Genomic DNA, 18,566 nt, shown 5'->3' with positions numbered 1-18,566 from the left:
GTCCCCGAATGGCGGCCCCTGGTGGAGGGGCGGACGATGGAGACGTGGGGTGCGGCCCCCACCGGTGACGTCAGGGCCGCCGGGGAGACCGGCCCCGGCCGTGCGTGGGTGCGGCCGGAAGGAGGGAGCGCGATGCTGGAAGTGAAGACGCTCGAGAAGCCGGACGAGCGGCGAGATTTCCCCCGCGGGCACCTCGAGGCCGTCCACATGACGGGGCTCGACTTCGCGGTAGGGACGTTCGAACCCGGATGGCGCTGGACGGAGTCGGTGAAGCCGATAGCGGGCACCGACAGCTGCCAGATCCACCACAACGGCTACGTGGTCTCGGGACGCATGCACATCACCATGGACGAGGGCGGAGAGACCGAAGTGGGCCCCGGCGAGGTCTTCGTGGTGTCGCCCGGTCACGACGCCTGGGTGGTGGGGGACGAGCAGTGCGTGGTGTACGACTTCGCCGGATCGATGGCCAAGGAGTACGCGAAGGCCAAGGAAGAGTAGGCCGGTCCGGTCACACCGGAAGCAACCGCCCGATCAGTACGCCGAGTTGGTGAACGTTGCGGCACTCGTGCATCGCGACCAGCCCGGCGTACTCGGGCGCCGCCGAGTCACCCGTCCCCCACAGCGCGCGGGGCTCCGGGTTCAACCAGTGGACGAGGCGGGCCCGTTCGGCGATCTCCCGGACCGCCGGCAGGTTGGGGTCGCTCATGTTGGTCCGCGCGTCCCCCAGCACGAACACCGTCGTCCGAGGGCCCACGGCGGCGTCGTACCGTTCCGCGAACTCGCCCAGGGCGACACCGTAGTCGCTGCTTCCGTGATGGCCCGTCAGCCGCGCCTCGGCCTGGATGCGGGCACCGAGCCCCTCCGGGTCGGCCGCGCCGTGCCGGAGCAGCCCCGTCACCTCGTCGATCCGGTTGACGAAGGCGAACACCCGCACCTTGCTGAACTGGTCGTGCAGCGCCTGCACCAGCAGCATGGTGAAGTCGGAGAACCCGGACACCGAGCCCGACACGTCGCACAGCAGAACCAGTTCGGGCCGGGACGGACGCCGCCGCCGCAGCACGGGCCGCATCGGAACCCCGCCCGTGGACAGCGAGCCGCGCAGGGTCCGCCGCAGATCGATCGTGCCGCGCGCGGCACGGCGGCGGCGCGCGGCCAGCCGGGTGGCCAGCTTGCGCGCCAACGGCTGTACGGTGCGGCGCAGTTCGGCCAGCCGGTCCCGCCCCGCGTACAGGAAGTCCACCCGGTCCGCGGTGGGCGCCACGGCCCGCCTGGCGATCTCGTCCCGGCCCCGCCGCTCCGCCACCCGCCGCCGGGCCTCCGCCGCCACCAGGCCACGGAAGGCCTCGATGCGCCGCCGGATCTCGTCCTCCAGGAGCCGGTCCGCGAACCCGTTCGCGCCGCCCCGCCGTCGCAGGTCGTCCCGCACCCGGGCCAACAGCGTCTGGGGGCGCAGTCGTTCGAGCGTCTGGTGCGACGACCAGCCGTCCGCCCCCGGTGAACTCCCGTACCCGCCCAGCCCGTCGACCGCCTCGATCGCCAACTGGCCAAGAAGGCCACGGTCGTTGTCGGCGAGCGCCTCCGCGAGCCGGTCGCGCAGGTCCTCGCGGCCGCCGGGCTCACCCGCGGGCGCGCCGACGCCGTACGGGAAGTACAGGTCGAAGACCGTGTCGAACAGCCGCCGTTGGTCCGTCGTGTGCAGCAGCGTCGCGGCGAGGCCCTCGCGCAGCAGTCCCCGGTCCGTGAACCCGAGCACCGCCACCGCCTCGGCCGCGTCCACGGTCTCGCCGGTGCCGATCCGCACGCCGTGGGCGCGCAGCGCGGCCACGAACCTGGTCAGCCGCTCGGCGGCGTCGCCGCTCACACGGCGTCCAGGTCGAGTTTGGCCCCGGCCTTCAGGACGTCGTCCTGGTGCTTGAGGATCACGCCCAGACTGGCGCGTACGACGGTCTCGTCGAGGGTGGTGGCGCCGAGCGCGAGCAGGGTGCGTGCCCAGTCGACCGTCTCGGCGACCGAGGGCGCCTTGCGCAGGTCCATCGCCCGCAGCGCGGCGACCACCCGGACCACGGACTCGGCCAGCGCCGCGTCGAGGCCGGGCACCCTCAGCCGGACGATCCGCCGCTCCAGTTCCTCGTCGGGGAAGCCGATGTGCAGGAACAGACAGCGGCGGCGCAGCGCCTCCGACAGCTCGCGGCTCGCGTTGGACGTGAGGACGACGAACGGGCGGCGGGTCGCGGTGATCGTGCCCAGCTCCGGGACGGTCACCTGGAAGTCGCTCAGCACCTCCAGCAGCAGACCCTCCACCTCGACGTCGGCCTTGTCCGTCTCGTCGATCAGCAGCACCGTCGGCTCGTCGCCGCGGATCGCGGTCAGCAGCGGGCGCGGCAGCAGGAACTCCTCGCTGAAGATGTCCGTGCGGGTCTCGTCCCAGGTCTCGTCACGGCCCGCGCTGATGCGCAGCAGCTGCTTGGCGTGGTTCCACTCGTACAGCGCCCGGGACTCGTCCACGCCCTCGTAGCACTGCAACCGCACCAGCCGGGCCCCCGCCACCTGCGCGACGGCCTTGGCGAGTTCCGTCTTGCCCACCCCGGCCGGGCCCTCCACCAGCAGCGGCTTGCCCAGCCGGTCGGCGAGGAAGACGGTCGTGGCGACGGCCGGGGAGGCCAGATAGCCGGTCTCGGCGAGACGGGCGGAGACTTCGTCGACGGATGTGAACAACGGGGCCTCCGACGGTCGATCGCGGGTTGGTTCGGTTTCAGGGGCACTATCTAAGCGCTTGTTCACCTCGCTTGTCGATGTTGTCAGTGGGGGACGGTAGCTTGCGATCCATGGGCGTGTATCTGGTGAATGTCGACGCGAAGGACTGGGCCGGGCGAGGGGAGGACGGATACGGGCACATCGCCTCGGCGCTGGACGCCGAGCTGGCGCGGCGCGGGCTGCCGCCGTACCGGCCGGTGAAGACGGAGCGGGAGTTCCCGGGCTGGTTCGAGGAGAAGATCAGCCCCTCGATGGACGGCTTCGACGCCTTGTGCCGGGCCCACCTGACCGGCCCGGAGCGCGGCACCCTGCTCGACTGGTCCGTGCTGGTTCCGCTCTCGCTGCGGGAGGAGATCCGGCTGCCCGTCGGCTCCGCGTACACCGACGAGACGCTGGTCGCCGGGGCCCCCCAGGTCCTCGCCCTGGCCGAGCGGCTGGCCGGGATCATCGGCCTGCCCCTGGACGCGATTCCCGCCACGGGCTCGAACCTCGAACTGAGCCTGTGGTTCATGGAGGACGAGGCGCGCAGGGCCGCCGAGGCGCTTCCCGGCCCGTGGACCGACGACCCGGACGCGGCCTTCTACGTGGCCGTCTACCTGCGCGCCGCCCAGTACTCCCTGCGGTACGGCTGCCCGATGACGTACGTCTGACCTCGTCGTCTGCCGCCGCCAGGCGTGGGTACCCGGTCGCCGAGCGGCGGTGACGGGCACCGCCGGAGCCGGAAGGAGGAACGCCGTGACCCAGCACGTGCGCGACATCATGACCGCGCCTCCCGTGACCGTGGAACCGCAGGCCTCGGTGAAGGACGTGGCCCGTCGTATGCGGGACGAGGACATCGGAGTCGTCCTGGTCACCGACGACGACCGGCTGCGCGGTCTGGTCAGCGACCGCGACCTCGTGGTGCGCGCCCTGGCCGAGGGCGAGGACCCCGAGCGGACGACCGTGGCCGAGGCCTGCAGCGACGACCTGGTCACCGTCGGCCCCGACGACGAGCTGGACCTGGTCGTCCAGGTGATGCGCGAGCACGCCGTCCGCCGCGTCCCCGTGGTCGAGGAGGGCCGGCCGGTCGGCATCGTCTCCCTCGGCGACCTGGCCATCGAACGCGACCCGGATTCGGCGCTCGGCGACATCAGCGCCGCCCCGGGCAACCAGTAGGCCGCCCGGTGTCCGGCCAGGTCCGTCGTGTGGCCTGGCCGGACACGGGAACTCGGCCCCCATGGACGAGCAGGCGCATCTCCACGGGTCGTACTGGCTGCACAGCGCTCCGCCCGGCGATCCCGAGCCCCCGCCGGAGGGGCCGCTCACGGTCGACGTCGCCGTCGTCGGCGCGGGCATCGCGGGGCTCAGCACGGCGTGGGAGGTGGCCCGGCGTGGCCGCTCCGTGGCCGTACTGGAGGCCGACCGGATCGCGGCCGCGGTCACCGGACACACCACCGCCAAGCTGACCGCCCAGCACACCCTGGTCTACGACCGGCTGCGCCGCACCCGGGGTCCCGAGGCCGCCCGGCTCTACGCCCGCTCGCAGACGGACGCCATCCACCGGGCCGCGGAGATCGCGGACCTGCTCGGCGTCGACTGCGACTGGGAGGACACCGCGGCCTACACCTACGCCGAGGACCCCGCCCGGGCCGATGACCTGCGGGCCGAGGCGAAGGCGGCGCGGGAGGCCGGGCTCGCGGCCGAGTTCGTCACCGAGACGGAGCTGCGGTTCCCCGTCGCGGGCGCGGTCCGGGTCGCCGACCAGGCCCAGTTCCACCCCCGCAAGTACCTGCTGGCCGTCGCCGACGGCATCCGGCGGCTCGGCGGCACGATCCACGAGCACACCCGGGTCACCCGCCTCCACGAGGGCGAGCCCTGCGTGCTCACCGCCCGGTCACCCGCGTCCGAGACCCAGGTGACCGCCCGGCACGTGGTCGTCGCCACCCACTACCCCGTCTTCGACCGCGCCCTGCTCTTCACCCGGCTCTCCCCGCGCCGCGAGCTGGTCGTGGCCGCGCCCCTGGACGCCACCGACGCCCCGCGCGGCATGTACATCACCCCCGAACGGAACACCCGTTCCCTGCGCACCGCGCCCCTGGGCGACGGGCACCGGCTGCTCGTCGTGACCGGCGAGCACTTCACGCCCGGCACGGGCGGCGACGTCGAGGAGCGCTTCGAGCGCCTCTTCGGCTGGGCGACGGACCACTTCGGTGAGCTGACCTTGACCCACCGCTGGGCCACCCAGGACAACGAGTCCACCGACACCGTCCCCCTCGTCGGCCCGCTCCACCCGGGCACCCAGAACGTCCACGTCGCCACCGGCTTCGGCGGCTGGGGCCTCAGCAGCGGCATCATGGCCGGCTGCCTCATCGCCGAGCGGATCGCGGGTCGCCCCAGCCCCTGGAGCGATCTGTACGACCCCCGCCGGATCGCCTCCGTCGTCCGTGAGGGCGCCGCCTTCCTCAAGCACCAGGCCGACGTGGCCCGCCACTTCGTCGGCGACCGGCTGCCCACGCCGTCCGGCCCGTCGGTGGACGACATCGCCCCCGGCGACGGCGCGGTCGTCCGCGTCTCCGGCGAACGCTGCGCCGTCCACCGCGACGAGGACGGAAAACTGCACGTCCTCTCCGCGCGCTGCACCCACCTGGGCTGCCTGGTCGCCTTCAACCGCGCCGAACGCGCCTGGGAGTGCCCGTGCCACGGCTCCCGCTTCGACGTCCACGGAGGGGTCGTCCAGGGACCGGCGAACGATCCCCTGGAGCCGAGGGACCTGTAGGGCGCCCTCAGCCGACCAGGATCACCTCCAGCGTGCGCGGGCCGTGCACCCCCTCCACCCGGTCCAGTTCGATGTCACTGGTCGCCGACGGACCCGAGATCCATGTCAACGGGCGGGCGGGGTCCAGCCGTTCGAGAGCCTGCGGCACGGACGACACGACCTGCCCGGGAACGCGCACCACGCACACATGGTGGTCGGGCACGAGGGTGATCCGGCGCCGGCCCTGGTCCGGCCCGCCGTCCAGCACGATCGTCCCGGTCTCGGCGATCGCCACCGCACACGCGGTGACCACACTGTCGACCCGGTCCAGCTCGTGGGGGCTGCTCCCGGCGAGGTCCTCGATCCGGTCGGCATCGGTCGCCGAAAGCCACCGCGGATCCAGACCCGGCGGCACGACCACCGACTTCGCCCCGCGTTCGGCGAGCAACCGGCCGATCAAGGAGGGCAGTTCACCCTCCGGGCAGCGGTGCACGTGCGCCCGGTAGTCCGCCAGGTTCTCGGCCAGCAGCTCCACCGTCTCCTCGACGCCCCGCTCCCCGTGCTCCCGCACGTAGTCGCGCGAGAACGCCTGATCGTACGGCGTGTCGTCCTTCGGTACGTCGGCCAGCGCGCGCCGCACCCGGCCCAGAATCCGCTCCCTGCTGTTCACTCGGCACCCCCCTTGCCGCCCTGGGTCCGCTGCCACCAGTCCCGGAACGGCTCCGCCGGAACCGCGGGGAGCTCCCGGGACCCGCTCCACGCCTTCCCCGGCCCCGGCAGGGTACGAGGGTGAATGCGGCGCGTCCGGGACGCCAGCCGCTGTCCGGTGCGCAGGGCGCCGGGGTGGGAGAACGCCCAGCGCGCCGCGCGCATGGCGGCCCGCTCGGCCGCGTGCCCCTTCGCCGGCTTCAGCACCACCTTGTTGCCCTCCCGGGTCACCGGCCCGCCCTCGACGACCCGTTCCCGTAGATGCACCAGCACCTCCGGGATGTCGATGGCGACCGGACACACGTCGTAGCAGGCCCCGCACAGCGACGAGGCATACGGCAGTGAGGCGTCGATCTCGCTTCCCGTGCCCCGCAGCTGGGGGCTGAGGATCGCGCCGATCGGGCCGGGGTAGACCGAGCCGTAGGCGTGCCCGCCGGCCCGCTCGTACACCGGGCACACGTTCAGACAGGCCGAGCAGCGGATGCAGCGCAGGGCCTGGCGGCCGACCTCGTCGGCGAGGGTGTCGGTGCGGCCGTTGTCCAGCAGCACCAGATGGAAGGTACTCGGCCCGTCGCCCTCCGTCGTGCCCGTCCACGTCGACGTGTACGGGTTCATGCGCTCGGCGGTCGAGGAGCGGGGGAGGGTCTGCAGGAAGACCTCCAGATCACTCCAGGTCGGCACGATCTTCTCGATGCCGACGACAGAGATCAGCGTCTCGGGGAGGGTCAGGCACATCCGCCCGTTGCCCTCGGACTCGACGACCACCAGGGTGCCGGTCTCGGCGACCATGAAGTTCGCGCCGGAGATGCCGACCTTGGCGCGCAGGAACTTCTCGCGCAGGTGCAGCCGGGCCGCCTCCGCCAGCTCGGCGGGCGTGTCGGTGAGGCCCTCCGGGGCCGGCCGCCCCCACTCGCTCATCTCCCTGCGGAAGATGTCCCGGATCTCACCCCGGTTGCGGTGAATGGCCGGGACGAGGATGTGCGAGGGCCTGTCCCGGCCCAACTGCACGATCAGCTCGGCGAGATCCGTCTCGTACGCGCGGATGCCCTCCGCTTCGAGCGCCTCGTTGAGCCCGATCTCCTGGGTGGCCATCGACTTGACCTTGACGACCTCCGACTCGCCCGTCGCCTTCACCAGGTAGGCCACGATCCGGTTGGCCTCCTCGGCGTCGGCGGCCCAGTGCACCGTCCCGCCCGCCGCGGTGACGGACTCCTCCAACTGCACCAGGTACCGATCCAGATGACGGAGCGTGTGGTCCTTGATCCGCTTGCCGGCCTCCCGGAGCGCCGCCCAGTCGGACACCTCGGCGACGGCCTTCGCCCGCTTGGCGCGGATGGTGTGCGTGGCGTGCCGCAGATTGCCGCGCAGCGTCGGGTTGCCGACGGCCTCGTGCGCCGCCTTCGGGAAGGCCGGCATCCCGACGAAGGTCCCGCTCATACGGCGGCTCCCTGCGGGGCGGCACCGGCCGGCTCGTCCTGCGTGCTCGCCAGGATCTCCGCGATGTGCACCGGCCGCAGGCCCGCCTTCAGCCGGGCCATCGTGCCGCCGATGTGCATCAGACACGAGTTGTCGGCCGCGCACAGCACCTCGGCGCCCGTGTCCTGGGCATTGCGCACCTTGTCCGCGCCCATCGCCGCCGAGACGTCGGGGTTCTTCAGCGCGAAGGTGCCGCCGAAGCCGCAGCACTCCTCCGCCCCCGGCAGTTCCACCAGCTCCAGCCCCTTCACCGCCCGCAGCAGCCGCAGCGGCCGGTCCCCGAGCCCGAGACCGCGCAGTCCGTGACAGGTCGGGTGGTAGGTCACCGTGTGCGGATAGTAGGCACCGACGTCCGTCACCCCGAGCACGTCCACCAGGAACTCGGTGAGCTCGTACGTCTTGGGGACGACGGGCGCGAGCGTCGCGGCGAGCGTGTCCCCGCGCCCCTCCGCCCTCGCCCGCTCGCCCATGCGCGGATACAGCTCCCGCACCATCGCCCCGCACGACCCGGACGGCGTGACGATCGCCTCGTACTCCCCGAAGACATCGGAGAAATGCCGGGCGAGCGGCTCGGCCTCATGGCGGTAGCCGGTATTGTAGTGGGCCTGTCCGCAGCAGGTCTGGGCCATCGGGAAGTCGATCTCGACGCCCAGTCTGGTCAGCAGTTTCACCACCGCGCGGCCGGTGTCCGGATAGAGCGTGTCGTTGACACAGGTCAGGAACAGTGCGACACGCATCGCGGCTCCTTGGGGGTCGATCATCGGATGTGTGCAGGGTAGCCCGGCAGGGGGCCCTGCGGGAGACCCCGGCTCACCGCGCGGCGAGCCGGGCCTGTGCCTCCCGCCAGGGCCCCGTACCGCCCTGCGGCTCGTAGCGCGTCAGGGGCTGGGTACGGGCGAGCAGTCGCCGCATGTCGGACCGGTCGCCGACCAGACCGTGCGCACGGGCCTGAACGAGTACGTTGCCGAGCGCGGCCGCCTCCGTGGGCCCGGCCACCACCGGCAGCCCGCAGGCATCGGCGGTGAGCTGGCAGAGCAGCGCGTTCCGGGTGCCGCCCCCGACGATGTGCACCACATCGACGGGATGGCCGGCGAGTCGCTGGGCGTCCTCGACCGCGCGCCGGTGGGCCAGCGCGAGCGAGTCGAGAATGCACCGCGTGATCTCACCGCGCGTCCCGGGCACCGGCTGCCCGGTGGCCCGGCACGCCTCGGCGATCCGCTCCGGCATCCGCCCCGGTGCGAGGAAGGCGGCGTCCCCCGCGTCCACGACGGACCGCAGCGCCGGAGCGGCGGCCGCCTCCCGCAACAGAGCACCCAGATCCGGGTCGCCCCAGGCCCGTACGCACTCCTGGAGCAGCCACAGCCCCATGATGTTGCGCAGATAGCGGACCGTGCCGTCCAGCCCCAGCTCGTTGGTGAAGTTGGCGGCGCGGCTCTCCTCGGTGAGCACGGGCGCCGTCAGCTCGAGGCCCGCCAGGGACCAGGTGCCGGTGCAGATGTACGCGAACCGCTCACCGGTGGCCGGCACGGCGGCCACCGCGGACGCCGTGTCGTGCGACCCGACGGCCGTCACCGGCACCGGCCCGCGCAGCCCCGTCTCCTCCAGCACCCCGGCCCGCAGCACCCCGGCCGGATCACCCGGCTGCCGCAGTGGCGCGAACAGCTCCAGGTCGACGCCGAGCCGCGCGGCGAGGCCGTACGACCAGTCGCGCGTCCGGGGATCGATCAGCTGGGTCGTGGAGGCGTTGGTCAGCTCGGTGCCCTGCTCGCCGGTCAGCCAGTACGTCAGCAGATCGGGGATGAGCAACAGCCGTGCGGCGTGGGAAAGCTGGCGCGTCCCAAGAGCCGCGGCGAGCTGGTACAGGGTGTTGAAGGGCGCGTACTGGATGCCGGTCGCCGCGTACAGCTCGGCCGCCGGCACCGTCGCCCACACCTTCTCCGCCACACCGTCGGTCCGCGCGTCCCGGTAGTGCACCGGGTTGCCGAGCAGGGTCCCGTCGGCGTCGAGGAGGCCGTAGTCCACGGCCCAGCTGTCGATGCCGACGGAGTCGACCCGACCGGCCGCCCGCAGCCCGTCCAGCACGCCGGCGTAGAGGGAGAGGATGTCCCAGCGCAGCCCCTCCGGCACCCGCACGGGACGATTCACGAACCGGTGGGCCTCGTCCAGTTCCAGCGTGTCGGGCCCGACCCGGCCGACCATGACGCGCCCGCTGGACGCGCCGAGGTCGACCGCGGCGTACGACCGCACGGCCGTCACCGGAGGAAAGCGGCCGCCACACCCGCGTCGACGGGCACATGCAGCCCGGTGGTGTGGGTCAGCTCCCCGCCGGTCAGCGCGAACACCGCGTTCGCGACGTGCTCGGGCAGCACCTCCCGCTTGAGGATGGTCCGCTGCGCGTAGAACTCGCCCAGCTTCTCCTCCTCGACGCCGTACACGGCCGCGCGCTGAGCACCCCAGCCGCCCGCGAAGATGCCCGACCCGCGCACCACACCGTCCGGATTGACACCGTTGACCCGGATCCCGTGCTCACCGAGCTCGGCGGCCAGCAGCCGCACCTGGTGGGCCTGGTCGGCCTTGGTTGCGGAGTAGGCGATGTTGTTCGGCCCCGCGAACACCGCGTTCTTCGACGCGATGTAGACGATGTCCCCGCCCAGCCCCTGCGCGATCATCACCCGGGCGGCCTCCCGGGAGACGAGGAAGGAGCCCCGGGCCATGATGTCGTGCTGCAGATCCCAGTCGCGCGCCGAGGTCTCCAGCAGGGGCTTGGAGATGGAGATCCCCGCGTTGTTGACGACGAGGTCGACCCCGCCGAAGGCGAGGAGGGCGGCCTCGAAGGCCTCGGCGATCTGTTCCTCCGACGTCACGTCGACGGCCACGGCGACGGCCTTGTCGGCCCCGCCCAGCTCCTCGGCGACGGCGGTGGCGTTCTCGCCGTTCAGATCGGCGACGACCACACAGGCGCCCTCGGCGACCAGCCGGTGGGCGATGGCCCTCCCGATCCCACTGCCGGCCCCGGTCACCAGCGCCACCCGGGTGGCCAGCGCCTTCGGCCTGGGCATCCGCTGGAGCTTGGCCTCCTCGAGCGCCCAGTACTCGATGCGGAACTTCTCCCGCTCCTCGATCGGCGCGTACGACGACACGGCCTCGGCCCCGCGCATCACGTTGATGGCGTTGACATAGAACTCGCCGGCGACCCGGGCGGTCTGCTTGTCCTTGCCGAAGGAGAACATGCCCACCCCCGGCACGAGCACGACGGCCGGGTCGGCGCCGCGCATGGCGGGGGAGTCGGCCTCGGCGTGCCGCTGGTAGTAGGCGGCGTACTCCTCCCGGTACGCGGCGTGCAGCTCCTTGAGCCGCGCCACCGCGTCCTCCAGCGGAGCGGTCGGCGGGAGATCGAGGACCAGCGGCCGCACCTTGGTCCGCAGGAAGTGGTCCGGGCAGGACGTACCGAGTGCGGCGAGCCGCGGATGCTCGGCCCGGGCCACGAAGTCGAGAACGGCCTCGGAGTCGTTGAAGTGCCCGACCTGCGGCCGGTCCTGCGAGGCGATCGCCCGGACGTACGGCGCGAGCGCGGCGGCCCGCTCCCGCCGCTCGGCCTCGGGCAGCGCCCCGTACCCCTCGATGACCGACCCGAAGGGTTCGGCCTTCCCCCGCTCCGCGAGGAACCGCTCCGCGGTCCGGATGATGTGCAGCGAGTTGCGCTCGCACTCCTCGGCGGTCGCGCCCCAGGCGGTGATCCCGTGCCCGCCCAGGATCACACCGATGGCCTGCGGATTGGCCTCCTTGATCGCGGCGATGTCCAGCCCCAGCTGGAACCCGGGCCGGCGCCACGGCACCCAGGCCACACTGTCCCCGAAACACTCGGCGGTCAGCTTCTCCCCGTCGGCCGCGCAGGCGAGCGCGATCCCGGAATCCGGGTGCAGATGATCCACGTGGGCGGCGTCGACGAGCCCGTGCATGGCGGTGTCGATGGACGGCGCCGCCCCGCCCTTCCCGTGCAGGCAGTAGTCGAACGCGGCGACCATCTCGTCCTCGCGCTCGACCCCCGGATACACCTCGACGAGCCCCCGCAACCGATCCAGCCGCAACACGGCCAGCCCTGCCTCGGTCAGCGTCCCGAGGTCACCACCGGACCCCTTCACCCACATCAGCTCCACGTCCCCACCGGTGACGGGGTCGATGTCGGTGCCCTTGGCGGACGCGTTCCCGCCGGCGTAGTTGGTGTTCCGGGCATCGGAGCCGAGCCGGTGGGACCGGGCGAGGAGGGCGGCGGCTTCGGGATGCAATGACATGAACGTTCAGTCCTTACGTGAGTGGAGGTCTTCCAGGGCCGCGGGGCCGTATCGACGTGCGGCCCCGCCGCGTGGGCGCGACCAGCCACGTGCGGCCCGCACCCCGCGACGGGACGGATCCGGGCAGAGGCTTACGCGCCCCACCCCGCCTGCTCCCCGCCCACCCGCTCGGCGACGATCTTCTCGGCCCACCCGGACCCCCGGTAAGCGGCGATCGGGTCGGGGTCCAACCCCATCTCCTCCCGCACCTCACGAAGCAACGGCCGCACATCCGTGTTGTACGCGTCCATCAGCACCGCATTGGCCTCCAGCACGTCACCGGACGCCTGAGCGGCGCTCAACGCGGTCCGGTCGACGAGCAGCGCCTTCGCCGTCGCCTCCTGCACGTTCATCACCGAACGGATGATCGCCGGAATCTTGGCCTCGATGTTGTGGCACTGATCCAGCATGAACGCCACCTCGGAGCCGAACCCACCGCCACGCACGACCTCGTACATGATCCGGAAGAGCTGGAACGGATCCGCCGCCCCCACCATCAGGTCGTCATCGGCGTAGAACCGCGAGTTGAAGTCGAACCCCCCGAGCTTCCCCTCGCGCAGCAGCGTGGCCACGATGAACTCGATGTTGGTCCCCGGCGCGTGATGCCCGGTGTCCACCACGACCTGCGCCTTCGGTCCGAGCTTCAGACAGTGCGCGTAGGCCGTCCCCCAGTCCGGCACGTCGGTCGTGTAGAAGGCCGGCTCGAAGAACTTGTACTCCAGCAGCATCCGCTGCCCGTCCCCCAGCCGCGCGTACACCTCGGTCAGCCCCTCGGCCAGCCGGTCCTGCCGCGCCCGCACATCGTCCTGACCCGGATAGTTCGTGCCGTCCGCGAACCACAGCTTCAGATCACCGGATCCCGTCGCATCCATGATGTCGACGCACTCCAACAGATGATCGACGGCCTTCCGCCGCACCGCCGCGTCCGGGTGGCAGATGCTGCCCAGTTTGTACGCGTCGTCCTGGAAGGTGTTGGAGTTGATCGTCCCCAGCCGCACCCCCCGGTCCTCGGCATGTTTCGCAAGTGCGGAGTAGTCCTCCACCTTGTCCCAGGGGATGTGCAGCGCCACGCTCGGCGCCACGCCGGTGACCGCGTGGACCTGCGCCGCGTCGTCCAGCTTCTCCTGCGGGGTGCGGGGCACGCCCTGCTGGGCGAACACCTTGAAGCGGGTCCCCGAGTTCCCGTACGCCCACGACGGCGTCTCGACGGCCTGGGTCTTCAGCGCGGCCTTCACCGCGGCGAGGTCGGTCACTTCGGGCTCCTGTGACATCGGTCCGGAACCACGTCCGGATGAAACGATTCAAGACGGGAAGCTATGAGCCTGTGATGGGAGTGTCAACCCCTTGGACCGCATGCCGTTTCCGTGACCGCCGCGTGACCTTCGTCTATCGAAAACTTTTCGAGACGGACCCATTGACGTGACATGCCTGGCCTGCCTAACGTCCCGGCAATCCAGTTGAAACCTTTCACGACGTCGTGACGGCCCTGCGACGGGCACCGTCCGCGGACGTCGTCGAGGAGCCACCCATGACCCACCCGTCCGACACGGGACCCGCCCCGGTGCTGGCGCTGCAGGACGTCGCCAAGTCCTTCGGCGCCGTACGCGCCCTGCGGGGCGTCTCCCTGGAGCTGTTCCCCGGCGAGGTGCACGCCCTCGCCGGGGAGAACGGCGCGGGCAAGTCGACCTTGATCAAGACCCTCGCGGGGGTGCACCGACCGGACGCCGGCCGGGTGCTGCTCGACGGCGAGCCCGTCGTCTTCCACGGCCCCGGCGACGCCCGCGACGCCGGCATCGCCGTGATCTACCAGGAACCCACGCTCTTCCCCGACCTTTCGATCGCCGAGAACATCTTCATGGGCCGCCAGCCCCGGCGCGCCCTCGGCCGGATCGACCACAAGGCCACCCACGCGGCGACCGCGGCCCTGATGGCGCGGCTCGGTGTCGACCTCGACCCCGACCGCCCGGCGCGCGGCCTGTCCATCGCCGACCAGCAGATCGTCGAGATCGCCAAGGCGCTCTCCTTCGACGCCCGCGTCCTGATCATGGACGAGCCCACCGCCGCCCTCACCGGCAGCGAGGTCGCCCGCCTCTTCGGGGTCGTGCGCACCCTGCGCGACCAGGGCGCGGCCGTCCTGTTCATCTCCCACCGCCTCGAGGAGATCTTCGAGATCTGCCGGCGGGTGACGACCCTGCGCGACGGCGCCTGGATCGCCAGCGAACCCCTCGACGGCATGACCGAGGACGACCTGGTCCGCCGTATGGTCGGCCGCGACCTCGACGAGCTCTACCCCAAGCAGGAGGTCGAGCCCGGCGAGGTCGCGCTCAGCGTCCGCCGGCTGACCCGGGAGGGGGTCTTCACCGACGTCTCCTTCGACGTCCGGCGCGGCGAGATCGTCGGCCTGGCCGGCCTGGTCGGCGCGGGGCGCACCGAGGTCGCCCGGGCGGTGTTCGGCATCGACCGCTGGGACGCCGGTGAGGTCACGGTCGACGGCCGCGCCCTCACCAACGGCGCCCCCTCCACCGCGATGGCCGCGGGCCTCGCCCTGGTGCCGGAGGACCGGCGCGCCCAGGGCCTGGTGATGGACATGTCCATCGAGCGCAACATCGGCCTGACCGGACTCCGTACGACCGTCAAGGCCGGCCTGATGGACCGGGGCGCCGAGCGCAGCCGCTCCCTCGACTGGGCGGTCAAGCTCCAGGTGAAGTACGCCCGGATCGCCGACACCGTCAACACCCTCTCCGGCGGCAACCAGCAGAAGGTCGTCCTCGCCAAGTGGCTGGCCACCGCCCCCAAGGTGCTGATCGTCGACGAGCCGACCCGAGGCATCGACGTCGGTACCAAGGCCGAGGTGCACCGGCTGCTGAGCGAGCTGGCCGCCGACGGGGTCGCCGTTCTGATGATCTCCTCCGACCTGCCCGAGATCCTCGGCATGGCCGACCGCGTGCTGGTGATGCACGAGGGCCGGCTCACCGCCGAGATCCCCCGCTCCGACGCCACCGAGGAAACCGTGATGGCCGCAGCCACGGGGAGGGCCGCCGCATGACGGTGACCACTCCTGAACAGGCCCCCGTCGCCGAGGTGCCCAAGTCCAGTGGCACCCGGCTCGTCGACCGTGTCTTCAAGATGCGCGAACTCGCCATCCTGGTCGTCTTCCTGGTGATGATCGCCGTCACCCAGGCCGGCAACAGCGAGTTCCTCTCCGAGCAGGGCATCAAGGACCTGCTGCTGAACGCGACCATCCTGGTCCTGGTCGCCACCGGCCAGTCGCTGGTCGTCATCACCCGCAACGTCGACCTGTCGGTCGGCTCGACCCTCGGCATCACCGCCTTCGCCGCCGGTACCTATCTGCACGGCGGCGGCAACCCGGTGATCGCGATCGTGCTGGCCGTCCTGCTCGGCATCGGCTTCGGGCTCCTCAACGGCCTGCTGGTCAGCCTCGGCCAGGTGCCCGCCCTCGTCGTCACCCTCGGCACCCTGTACATCATCCGGGGCATCGACTCCATCTGGGTCGGCTCCCGGCAGATCACGGCCGCCGACCTCCCCGGCGGCTTCGTGGACTTCGGCTCCGGCGGTATCTCGGCCGTCCCGTGGCTGGCGCTGATCGCCCTCGCCGTCCTGGTCGCCACCGCCTACTACCTCAAGCACTTCGGCAGCGGCCGCGAGCTCTACGCCCTCGGCTCCAACCCGGAGGCCGCGCGTCTGGCCGGTATCCCGGTGCGCAAGCGGATCCTGGCCGCGTACACCTTCTGCGGCGGCCTCGCCGGCCTCGCCGGCGCGATGTACCTGGCCCGGTTCGGCAACGTCGACTCCGGGACCGGCAACGGCTACGAACTCACCGTCGTCAGCGCGGTCGTGGTCGGCGGTGTCGTCTTCACCGGCGGCTCCGGCAGCGTCTACGGCGCCGCGCTCGGCGCGCTCCTGCTGACGTCCATCAACAGCGTGCTGCCCGCCCTCGGCGTCAGCTCGGTCTGGGTGCTCGCCATCAACGGCGTCCTGCTCCTGCTCGCGATCGCGGTCGACCGGATCGTGGCCCTGCGGGTGGCGGCCGCCCTGAAGAAGAAGTCGGCGTCCGTGAAGCCGGCCGTAGAGAAGGGGGAGGCCCGTGCCTGAGTCCCTGGCCCGCGCGATCCGCTGGGACACCGTTGTCAGCGCTCTCCTGATCGTCCTGCTGCTGTTCTCCTTCTCCTTCGTGGACGGCTTCGGCAACGCGCTGAACCTGTCCTTCCTGATCGGCAACACCCTGCCGATCGCGCTGATCGCCCTGCCGATGACCCTGTTGGTGGTCTCCGGCGAGATCGACCTCTCGGTCGCCTCCACGGCCGGGCTGTCCGGCGCCGTGATGGGCGCCCTGTGGAACCAGGGCATGACCATCGAGACGATCATCCCGATCTGCCTGCTGCTCGGTGTCGTCTGCGGGCTGGTCAACGGCCTGCTGGTGACCCGCCTCGGGCTGCCCTCGCTCGCCGTCACCATCGGCACCCTCGCCGCCTACCGGGGCATCGCACAGATCGTGCTGGGCTCCGACGCGGTGACCGACTTCCCCTCCCAGTACCTGGACTTCGCGGCCGGGCGGGTCGGGAACAGCTTCCTCCCCCAGGCCTTCCTGCCCTTCCTGGTCCTGCTCGCGATCGCGGTGGTCGTCCTGCACGCCACCCCGTTCGGGCGCTCGCTCTTCGCGACCGGCGCCAGCGAGGAGGCGGCGCGATTCGCCGGCATCCGCGTCAAGCGGCAGAAGCTGATCCTGTTCACGGTGACGGGGCTGATGGCCTCGCTGACCGGGATCTTCTGGGCGCTGCACTACGCCAGCGCTCGCTATGACAACGCCACCGGGCTCGAACTGTCCGTCGTCGCCGCCGTGTTGCTCGGTGGGATCGACTTCGACGGCGGCAAGGGCACGTTGGGCGGTGCGATCGCGGGGGTGTTCCTCCTGGGCGCGCTGCAGAACGTGATGAGCCTGCTGAACGTCTCCGCCCAGTCGCAGATCGTCGTCACCGGCGTCCTGCTCGTCGTCTCCGTGCTCGGCCCCCGGGTCGCACGCCAGATCTCCGTCGCGAGGGCGGGCCGCCGAGCCGCCTCGACACCGACGTCGTAACTCCGCCTCGTCTCACCCTCGTAAAGGACACACCACCATGCGCAAGTCATCCCTCCGCCGTGCCTGCGCGGCCCTCGCCGCCGTCTCCTCGCTCGCTCTCGCCGCCACCGCCTGCGGCGGCACCACCAAGGAGGACGTCAAGAGCGAAGGTGCCTCGGCGGCCGCCACCGGCAAGGCCGACCCGAACGCCGCCACCAAGAAGGGCCTGACCGTCGGCTTCCTGCCGAAGCAGGTCAACAACCCGTACTTCACCTCCGCCGACAAGGGCGGCGAGGCGGCCCTGAAGGAGCTGGGCTCCAGCTACAAGGAGGTCGGTCCCTCCAGCGCGACCGACACCTCGGGGCAGGTGTCGTACGTCAACACGCTCACCCAGCAGCAGGTCGACGCGATGGCCGTGTCCGCGCAGGACCCGGGCGCCCTGTGCACCGCGCTCAAGCAGGCCATGAGCAACAAGATCAAGGTCGTCACCTACGACTCCGACACCAACCCCGAGTGCCGCAACGCCTTCGTCTCGCAGGCCTCCGCCGAGGACCTGGGCCGCACCGAGGTGCAGCTGCTCGCCGAGCAGATCGGCTACAAGGGCGAGATCGCGATCCTGTCGGCCGCGCAGACCGCGACGAACCAGAACACCTGGATCGACTTCATGAAGGACGAGCTGAAGGACGCCAAGTACAAGGACATCAAGCTCGTCAAGGTCGCGTACGGCAACGACGACGCCCAGCAGTCCTTCCAGCAGACCCAGGGCCTGCTCCAGCAGTACCCGAACCTGAAGGGGATCATCTCCCCGACCACGGTCGGCATCAAGGCCGCCGCCCAGTACCTCTCCGGCTCCAAGTACAAGGGCAAGGTCAAGCTGACCGGCCTCGGCACCCCCAACGACATGCGCAAGTACGTCAAGAACGGGACCGTCGACGCCTTCGAGCTGTGGGACCCCTCGAAGCTCGGCGCGCTGGCCGCGCAGACGGCCGTGGCGCTGGTCTCCGGCCAGATCACCGGCAAGGAGGGCGAGACCTTCACGGCCGGCGGCACCTCGTACACCATCGGCAAGGACGGTGTGATCAGCCTCGGCAAGCCGACCGTGTTCGACACCAAGAACATCGACCAGTTCAACTTCTAGTCCCGGAGCGGTACTTCATGCAGCGCGTCTGTTTCCTGCTCAAGGTCCGACAGGACCGCCTCGCCGAGTACCGCGAACGCCACGCCGCCGTGTGGCCGGAGATGCTGGAAGCTCTCTCGGCCACCGGCTGGCACAACTACTCCCTCTTCCTGAGAGACGACGGCCTGCTCGTCGGCTACCTGGAGACCGAGGACTTCGCGGCCGCCCGGGCAGGCATGGAGGCCACCGAGGTCAACGCCCGCTGGCAGGCGGAGATGGCGCCGTTCTTCGAGTCGCTGGACGGCACCCGGCCCGACGAGGCCATGAAACCGCTCACCGAGGTGTTCCACCTCGCCTGACCCCACCGCACCA

The 18,566-nt window shown here is 71.4% G+C and carries 17 protein-coding genes; 9 read left to right on the top strand and 8 right to left on the bottom strand.

The features are described from left to right. Positions 1-132 precede the first annotated feature (132 nt). Positions 133-498, top strand: a complete 366-nt coding sequence (locus ACIBVL_RS07835; RefSeq protein ID WP_399093542.1) for a cupin domain-containing protein — start codon at positions 133-135, stop codon at positions 496-498. Positions 499-508: 10 nt separating this feature from the next. Here ACIBVL_RS07835 and ACIBVL_RS07830 read toward each other — a convergent pair whose 3' ends face one another. Both ACIBVL_RS07830 and ACIBVL_RS07825 read right to left on the bottom strand, forming a co-directional pair. Beyond that, positions 509-1,861 carry a VWA domain-containing protein gene (locus ACIBVL_RS07830; RefSeq protein WP_399093539.1) on the bottom strand — a complete coding sequence of 451 codons (1,353 nt, stop codon included), beginning with the start codon at positions 1,859-1,861 and terminating at the stop codon, positions 509-511. After that, on the bottom strand, positions 1,858-2,715 hold the full coding sequence (locus tag ACIBVL_RS07825) for an AAA family ATPase (protein WP_399093536.1): 858 nt from the start codon (positions 2,713-2,715) through the stop codon (positions 1,858-1,860). Before ACIBVL_RS07825 ends, ACIBVL_RS07830 begins: the two co-directional genes overlap by 4 nt. A 110-nt stretch (positions 2,716-2,825) precedes the next feature. Here ACIBVL_RS07825 and ACIBVL_RS07820 point away from each other — a divergent pair, with 110 nt between their 5' ends. From ACIBVL_RS07820 to ACIBVL_RS07810, 3 genes are all read left to right on the top strand, one after another. Next, complete coding sequence (locus tag ACIBVL_RS07820) at positions 2,826-3,404, top strand: hypothetical protein (protein WP_399093533.1); 579 nt, start codon at positions 2,826-2,828, stop codon at positions 3,402-3,404. A gap of 85 nt (positions 3,405-3,489) precedes the next feature. Next, complete coding sequence (locus ACIBVL_RS07815; RefSeq protein WP_399093530.1) at positions 3,490-3,909, top strand: CBS domain-containing protein; 420 nt, start codon at positions 3,490-3,492, stop codon at positions 3,907-3,909. 61 nt (positions 3,910-3,970) lie between these two features. Continuing rightward, positions 3,971-5,509 carry an FAD-dependent oxidoreductase gene (locus tag ACIBVL_RS07810; protein ID WP_399093527.1) on the top strand — a complete coding sequence of 513 codons (1,539 nt, stop codon included), beginning with the start codon at positions 3,971-3,973 and terminating at the stop codon, positions 5,507-5,509. A 7-nt stretch (positions 5,510-5,516) separates the two neighbouring features. Here ACIBVL_RS07810 and ACIBVL_RS07805 read toward each other — a convergent pair whose 3' ends face one another. From ACIBVL_RS07805 to rhaI, 6 genes are all read right to left on the bottom strand, one after another. After that, positions 5,517-6,158, bottom strand: coding sequence for a lactate utilization protein C (locus ACIBVL_RS07805; protein WP_399093524.1), 642 nt, complete (start codon positions 6,156-6,158; stop codon positions 5,517-5,519). After that, on the bottom strand, positions 6,155-7,633 hold the full coding sequence (locus tag ACIBVL_RS07800) for a LutB/LldF family L-lactate oxidation iron-sulfur protein (RefSeq protein ID WP_399093521.1): 1,479 nt from the start codon (positions 7,631-7,633) through the stop codon (positions 6,155-6,157). Before ACIBVL_RS07800 ends, ACIBVL_RS07805 begins: the two co-directional genes overlap by 4 nt. Continuing rightward, the gene (locus ACIBVL_RS07795; protein WP_399093518.1) at positions 7,630-8,409 is read right to left on the bottom strand and encodes a (Fe-S)-binding protein; all 780 of its coding nucleotides are present in this window, start codon (positions 8,407-8,409) and stop codon (positions 7,630-7,632) included. The genes ACIBVL_RS07800 and ACIBVL_RS07795 overlap by 4 nt, the downstream gene beginning before the upstream one ends. A gap of 73 nt (positions 8,410-8,482) precedes the next feature. Then, positions 8,483-9,919, bottom strand: coding sequence for a rhamnulokinase family protein (locus ACIBVL_RS07790; protein WP_399093515.1), 1,437 nt, complete (start codon positions 9,917-9,919; stop codon positions 8,483-8,485). A gap of 5 nt (positions 9,920-9,924) precedes the next feature. Then, on the bottom strand, positions 9,925-11,964 hold the full coding sequence (locus ACIBVL_RS07785; RefSeq protein ID WP_399093512.1) for a bifunctional aldolase/short-chain dehydrogenase: 2,040 nt from the start codon (positions 11,962-11,964) through the stop codon (positions 9,925-9,927). Between the two features lie 131 nt (positions 11,965-12,095). Continuing rightward, positions 12,096-13,256: an L-rhamnose isomerase gene (gene rhaI, locus ACIBVL_RS07780; RefSeq protein WP_399093509.1), complete on the bottom strand. Its 1,161-nt coding sequence runs from the start codon at positions 13,254-13,256 to the stop codon at positions 12,096-12,098. A 275-nt stretch (positions 13,257-13,531) separates the two neighbouring features. Here rhaI and ACIBVL_RS07775 point away from each other — a divergent pair, with 275 nt between their 5' ends. Genes ACIBVL_RS07775 through ACIBVL_RS07755 form a run of 5 tightly spaced genes read left to right on the top strand, consistent with a single transcriptional unit; the run spans position 13,532 to position 18,553 of the window. Beyond that, entirely contained in the window at positions 13,532-15,049 is a 1,518-nt protein-coding gene (locus tag ACIBVL_RS07775; protein WP_399093506.1) for a sugar ABC transporter ATP-binding protein, read from the top strand. Continuing rightward, entirely contained in the window at positions 15,046-16,116 is a 1,071-nt protein-coding gene (locus tag ACIBVL_RS07770; protein WP_399093503.1) for an ABC transporter permease, read from the top strand. Before ACIBVL_RS07775 ends, ACIBVL_RS07770 begins: the two co-directional genes overlap by 4 nt. Beyond that, a complete protein-coding gene (locus ACIBVL_RS07765; protein ID WP_399093501.1) occupies positions 16,109-17,098 on the top strand; it encodes an ABC transporter permease in 990 nt (329 codons plus the stop codon). The genes ACIBVL_RS07770 and ACIBVL_RS07765 overlap by 8 nt, the downstream gene beginning before the upstream one ends. 37 nt (positions 17,099-17,135) lie before the next feature. Further along, a complete protein-coding gene (gene rhaS, locus ACIBVL_RS07760; RefSeq protein ID WP_399093498.1) occupies positions 17,136-18,215 on the top strand; it encodes a rhamnose ABC transporter substrate-binding protein in 1,080 nt (359 codons plus the stop codon). A gap of 17 nt (positions 18,216-18,232) precedes the next feature. Then, positions 18,233-18,553 (top strand): L-rhamnose mutarotase, encoded by a 321-nt coding sequence (locus tag ACIBVL_RS07755; protein WP_399093495.1) that lies wholly within the window; start codon positions 18,233-18,235, stop codon positions 18,551-18,553. The last annotated feature ends 13 nt before the right edge of the window (positions 18,554-18,566 follow it).

It is taken from the genome of Streptomyces sp. NPDC049687 (assembly GCF_044465285.1).
GTDB lineage: Bacteria > Actinomycetota > Actinomycetes > Streptomycetales > Streptomycetaceae > Streptomyces.
The sequence above is the reverse complement of the archived record's forward strand: the minus strand, read 5'-3'. Positions and strand labels throughout refer to the sequence as shown.

Excerpts from the sequence above, each read along its gene's own strand:
- ACIBVL_RS07835 (WP_399093542.1), top strand. The coding sequence starts at position 133 with ATGCTGGAAGTGAAGACGCTCGAGAAGCCGGACGAGCGGCGAGATTTC.
- ACIBVL_RS07770 (WP_399093503.1), top strand. The coding sequence starts at position 15,046 with ATGACGGTGACCACTCCTGAACAGGCCCCCGTCGCCGAGGTGCCCAAG.
- ACIBVL_RS07810 (WP_399093527.1), top strand. The coding sequence starts at position 3,971 with ATGGACGAGCAGGCGCATCTCCACGGGTCGTACTGGCTGCACAGCGCT.
- ACIBVL_RS07785 (WP_399093512.1), bottom strand. The coding sequence starts at position 11,964 with ATGTCATTGCATCCCGAAGCCGCCGCCCTCCTCGCCCGGTCCCACCGG.
- ACIBVL_RS07800 (WP_399093521.1), bottom strand. The coding sequence starts at position 7,633 with ATGAGCGGGACCTTCGTCGGGATGCCGGCCTTCCCGAAGGCGGCGCAC.
- rhaS (WP_399093498.1), top strand. The coding sequence starts at position 17,136 with ATGCGCAAGTCATCCCTCCGCCGTGCCTGCGCGGCCCTCGCCGCCGTC.
- ACIBVL_RS07820 (WP_399093533.1), top strand. The coding sequence starts at position 2,826 with ATGGGCGTGTATCTGGTGAATGTCGACGCGAAGGACTGGGCCGGGCGA.
- ACIBVL_RS07795 (WP_399093518.1), bottom strand. The coding sequence starts at position 8,409 with ATGCGTGTCGCACTGTTCCTGACCTGTGTCAACGACACGCTCTATCCG.
- ACIBVL_RS07775 (WP_399093506.1), top strand. The coding sequence starts at position 13,532 with ATGACCCACCCGTCCGACACGGGACCCGCCCCGGTGCTGGCGCTGCAG.
- ACIBVL_RS07755 (WP_399093495.1), top strand. The coding sequence starts at position 18,233 with ATGCAGCGCGTCTGTTTCCTGCTCAAGGTCCGACAGGACCGCCTCGCC.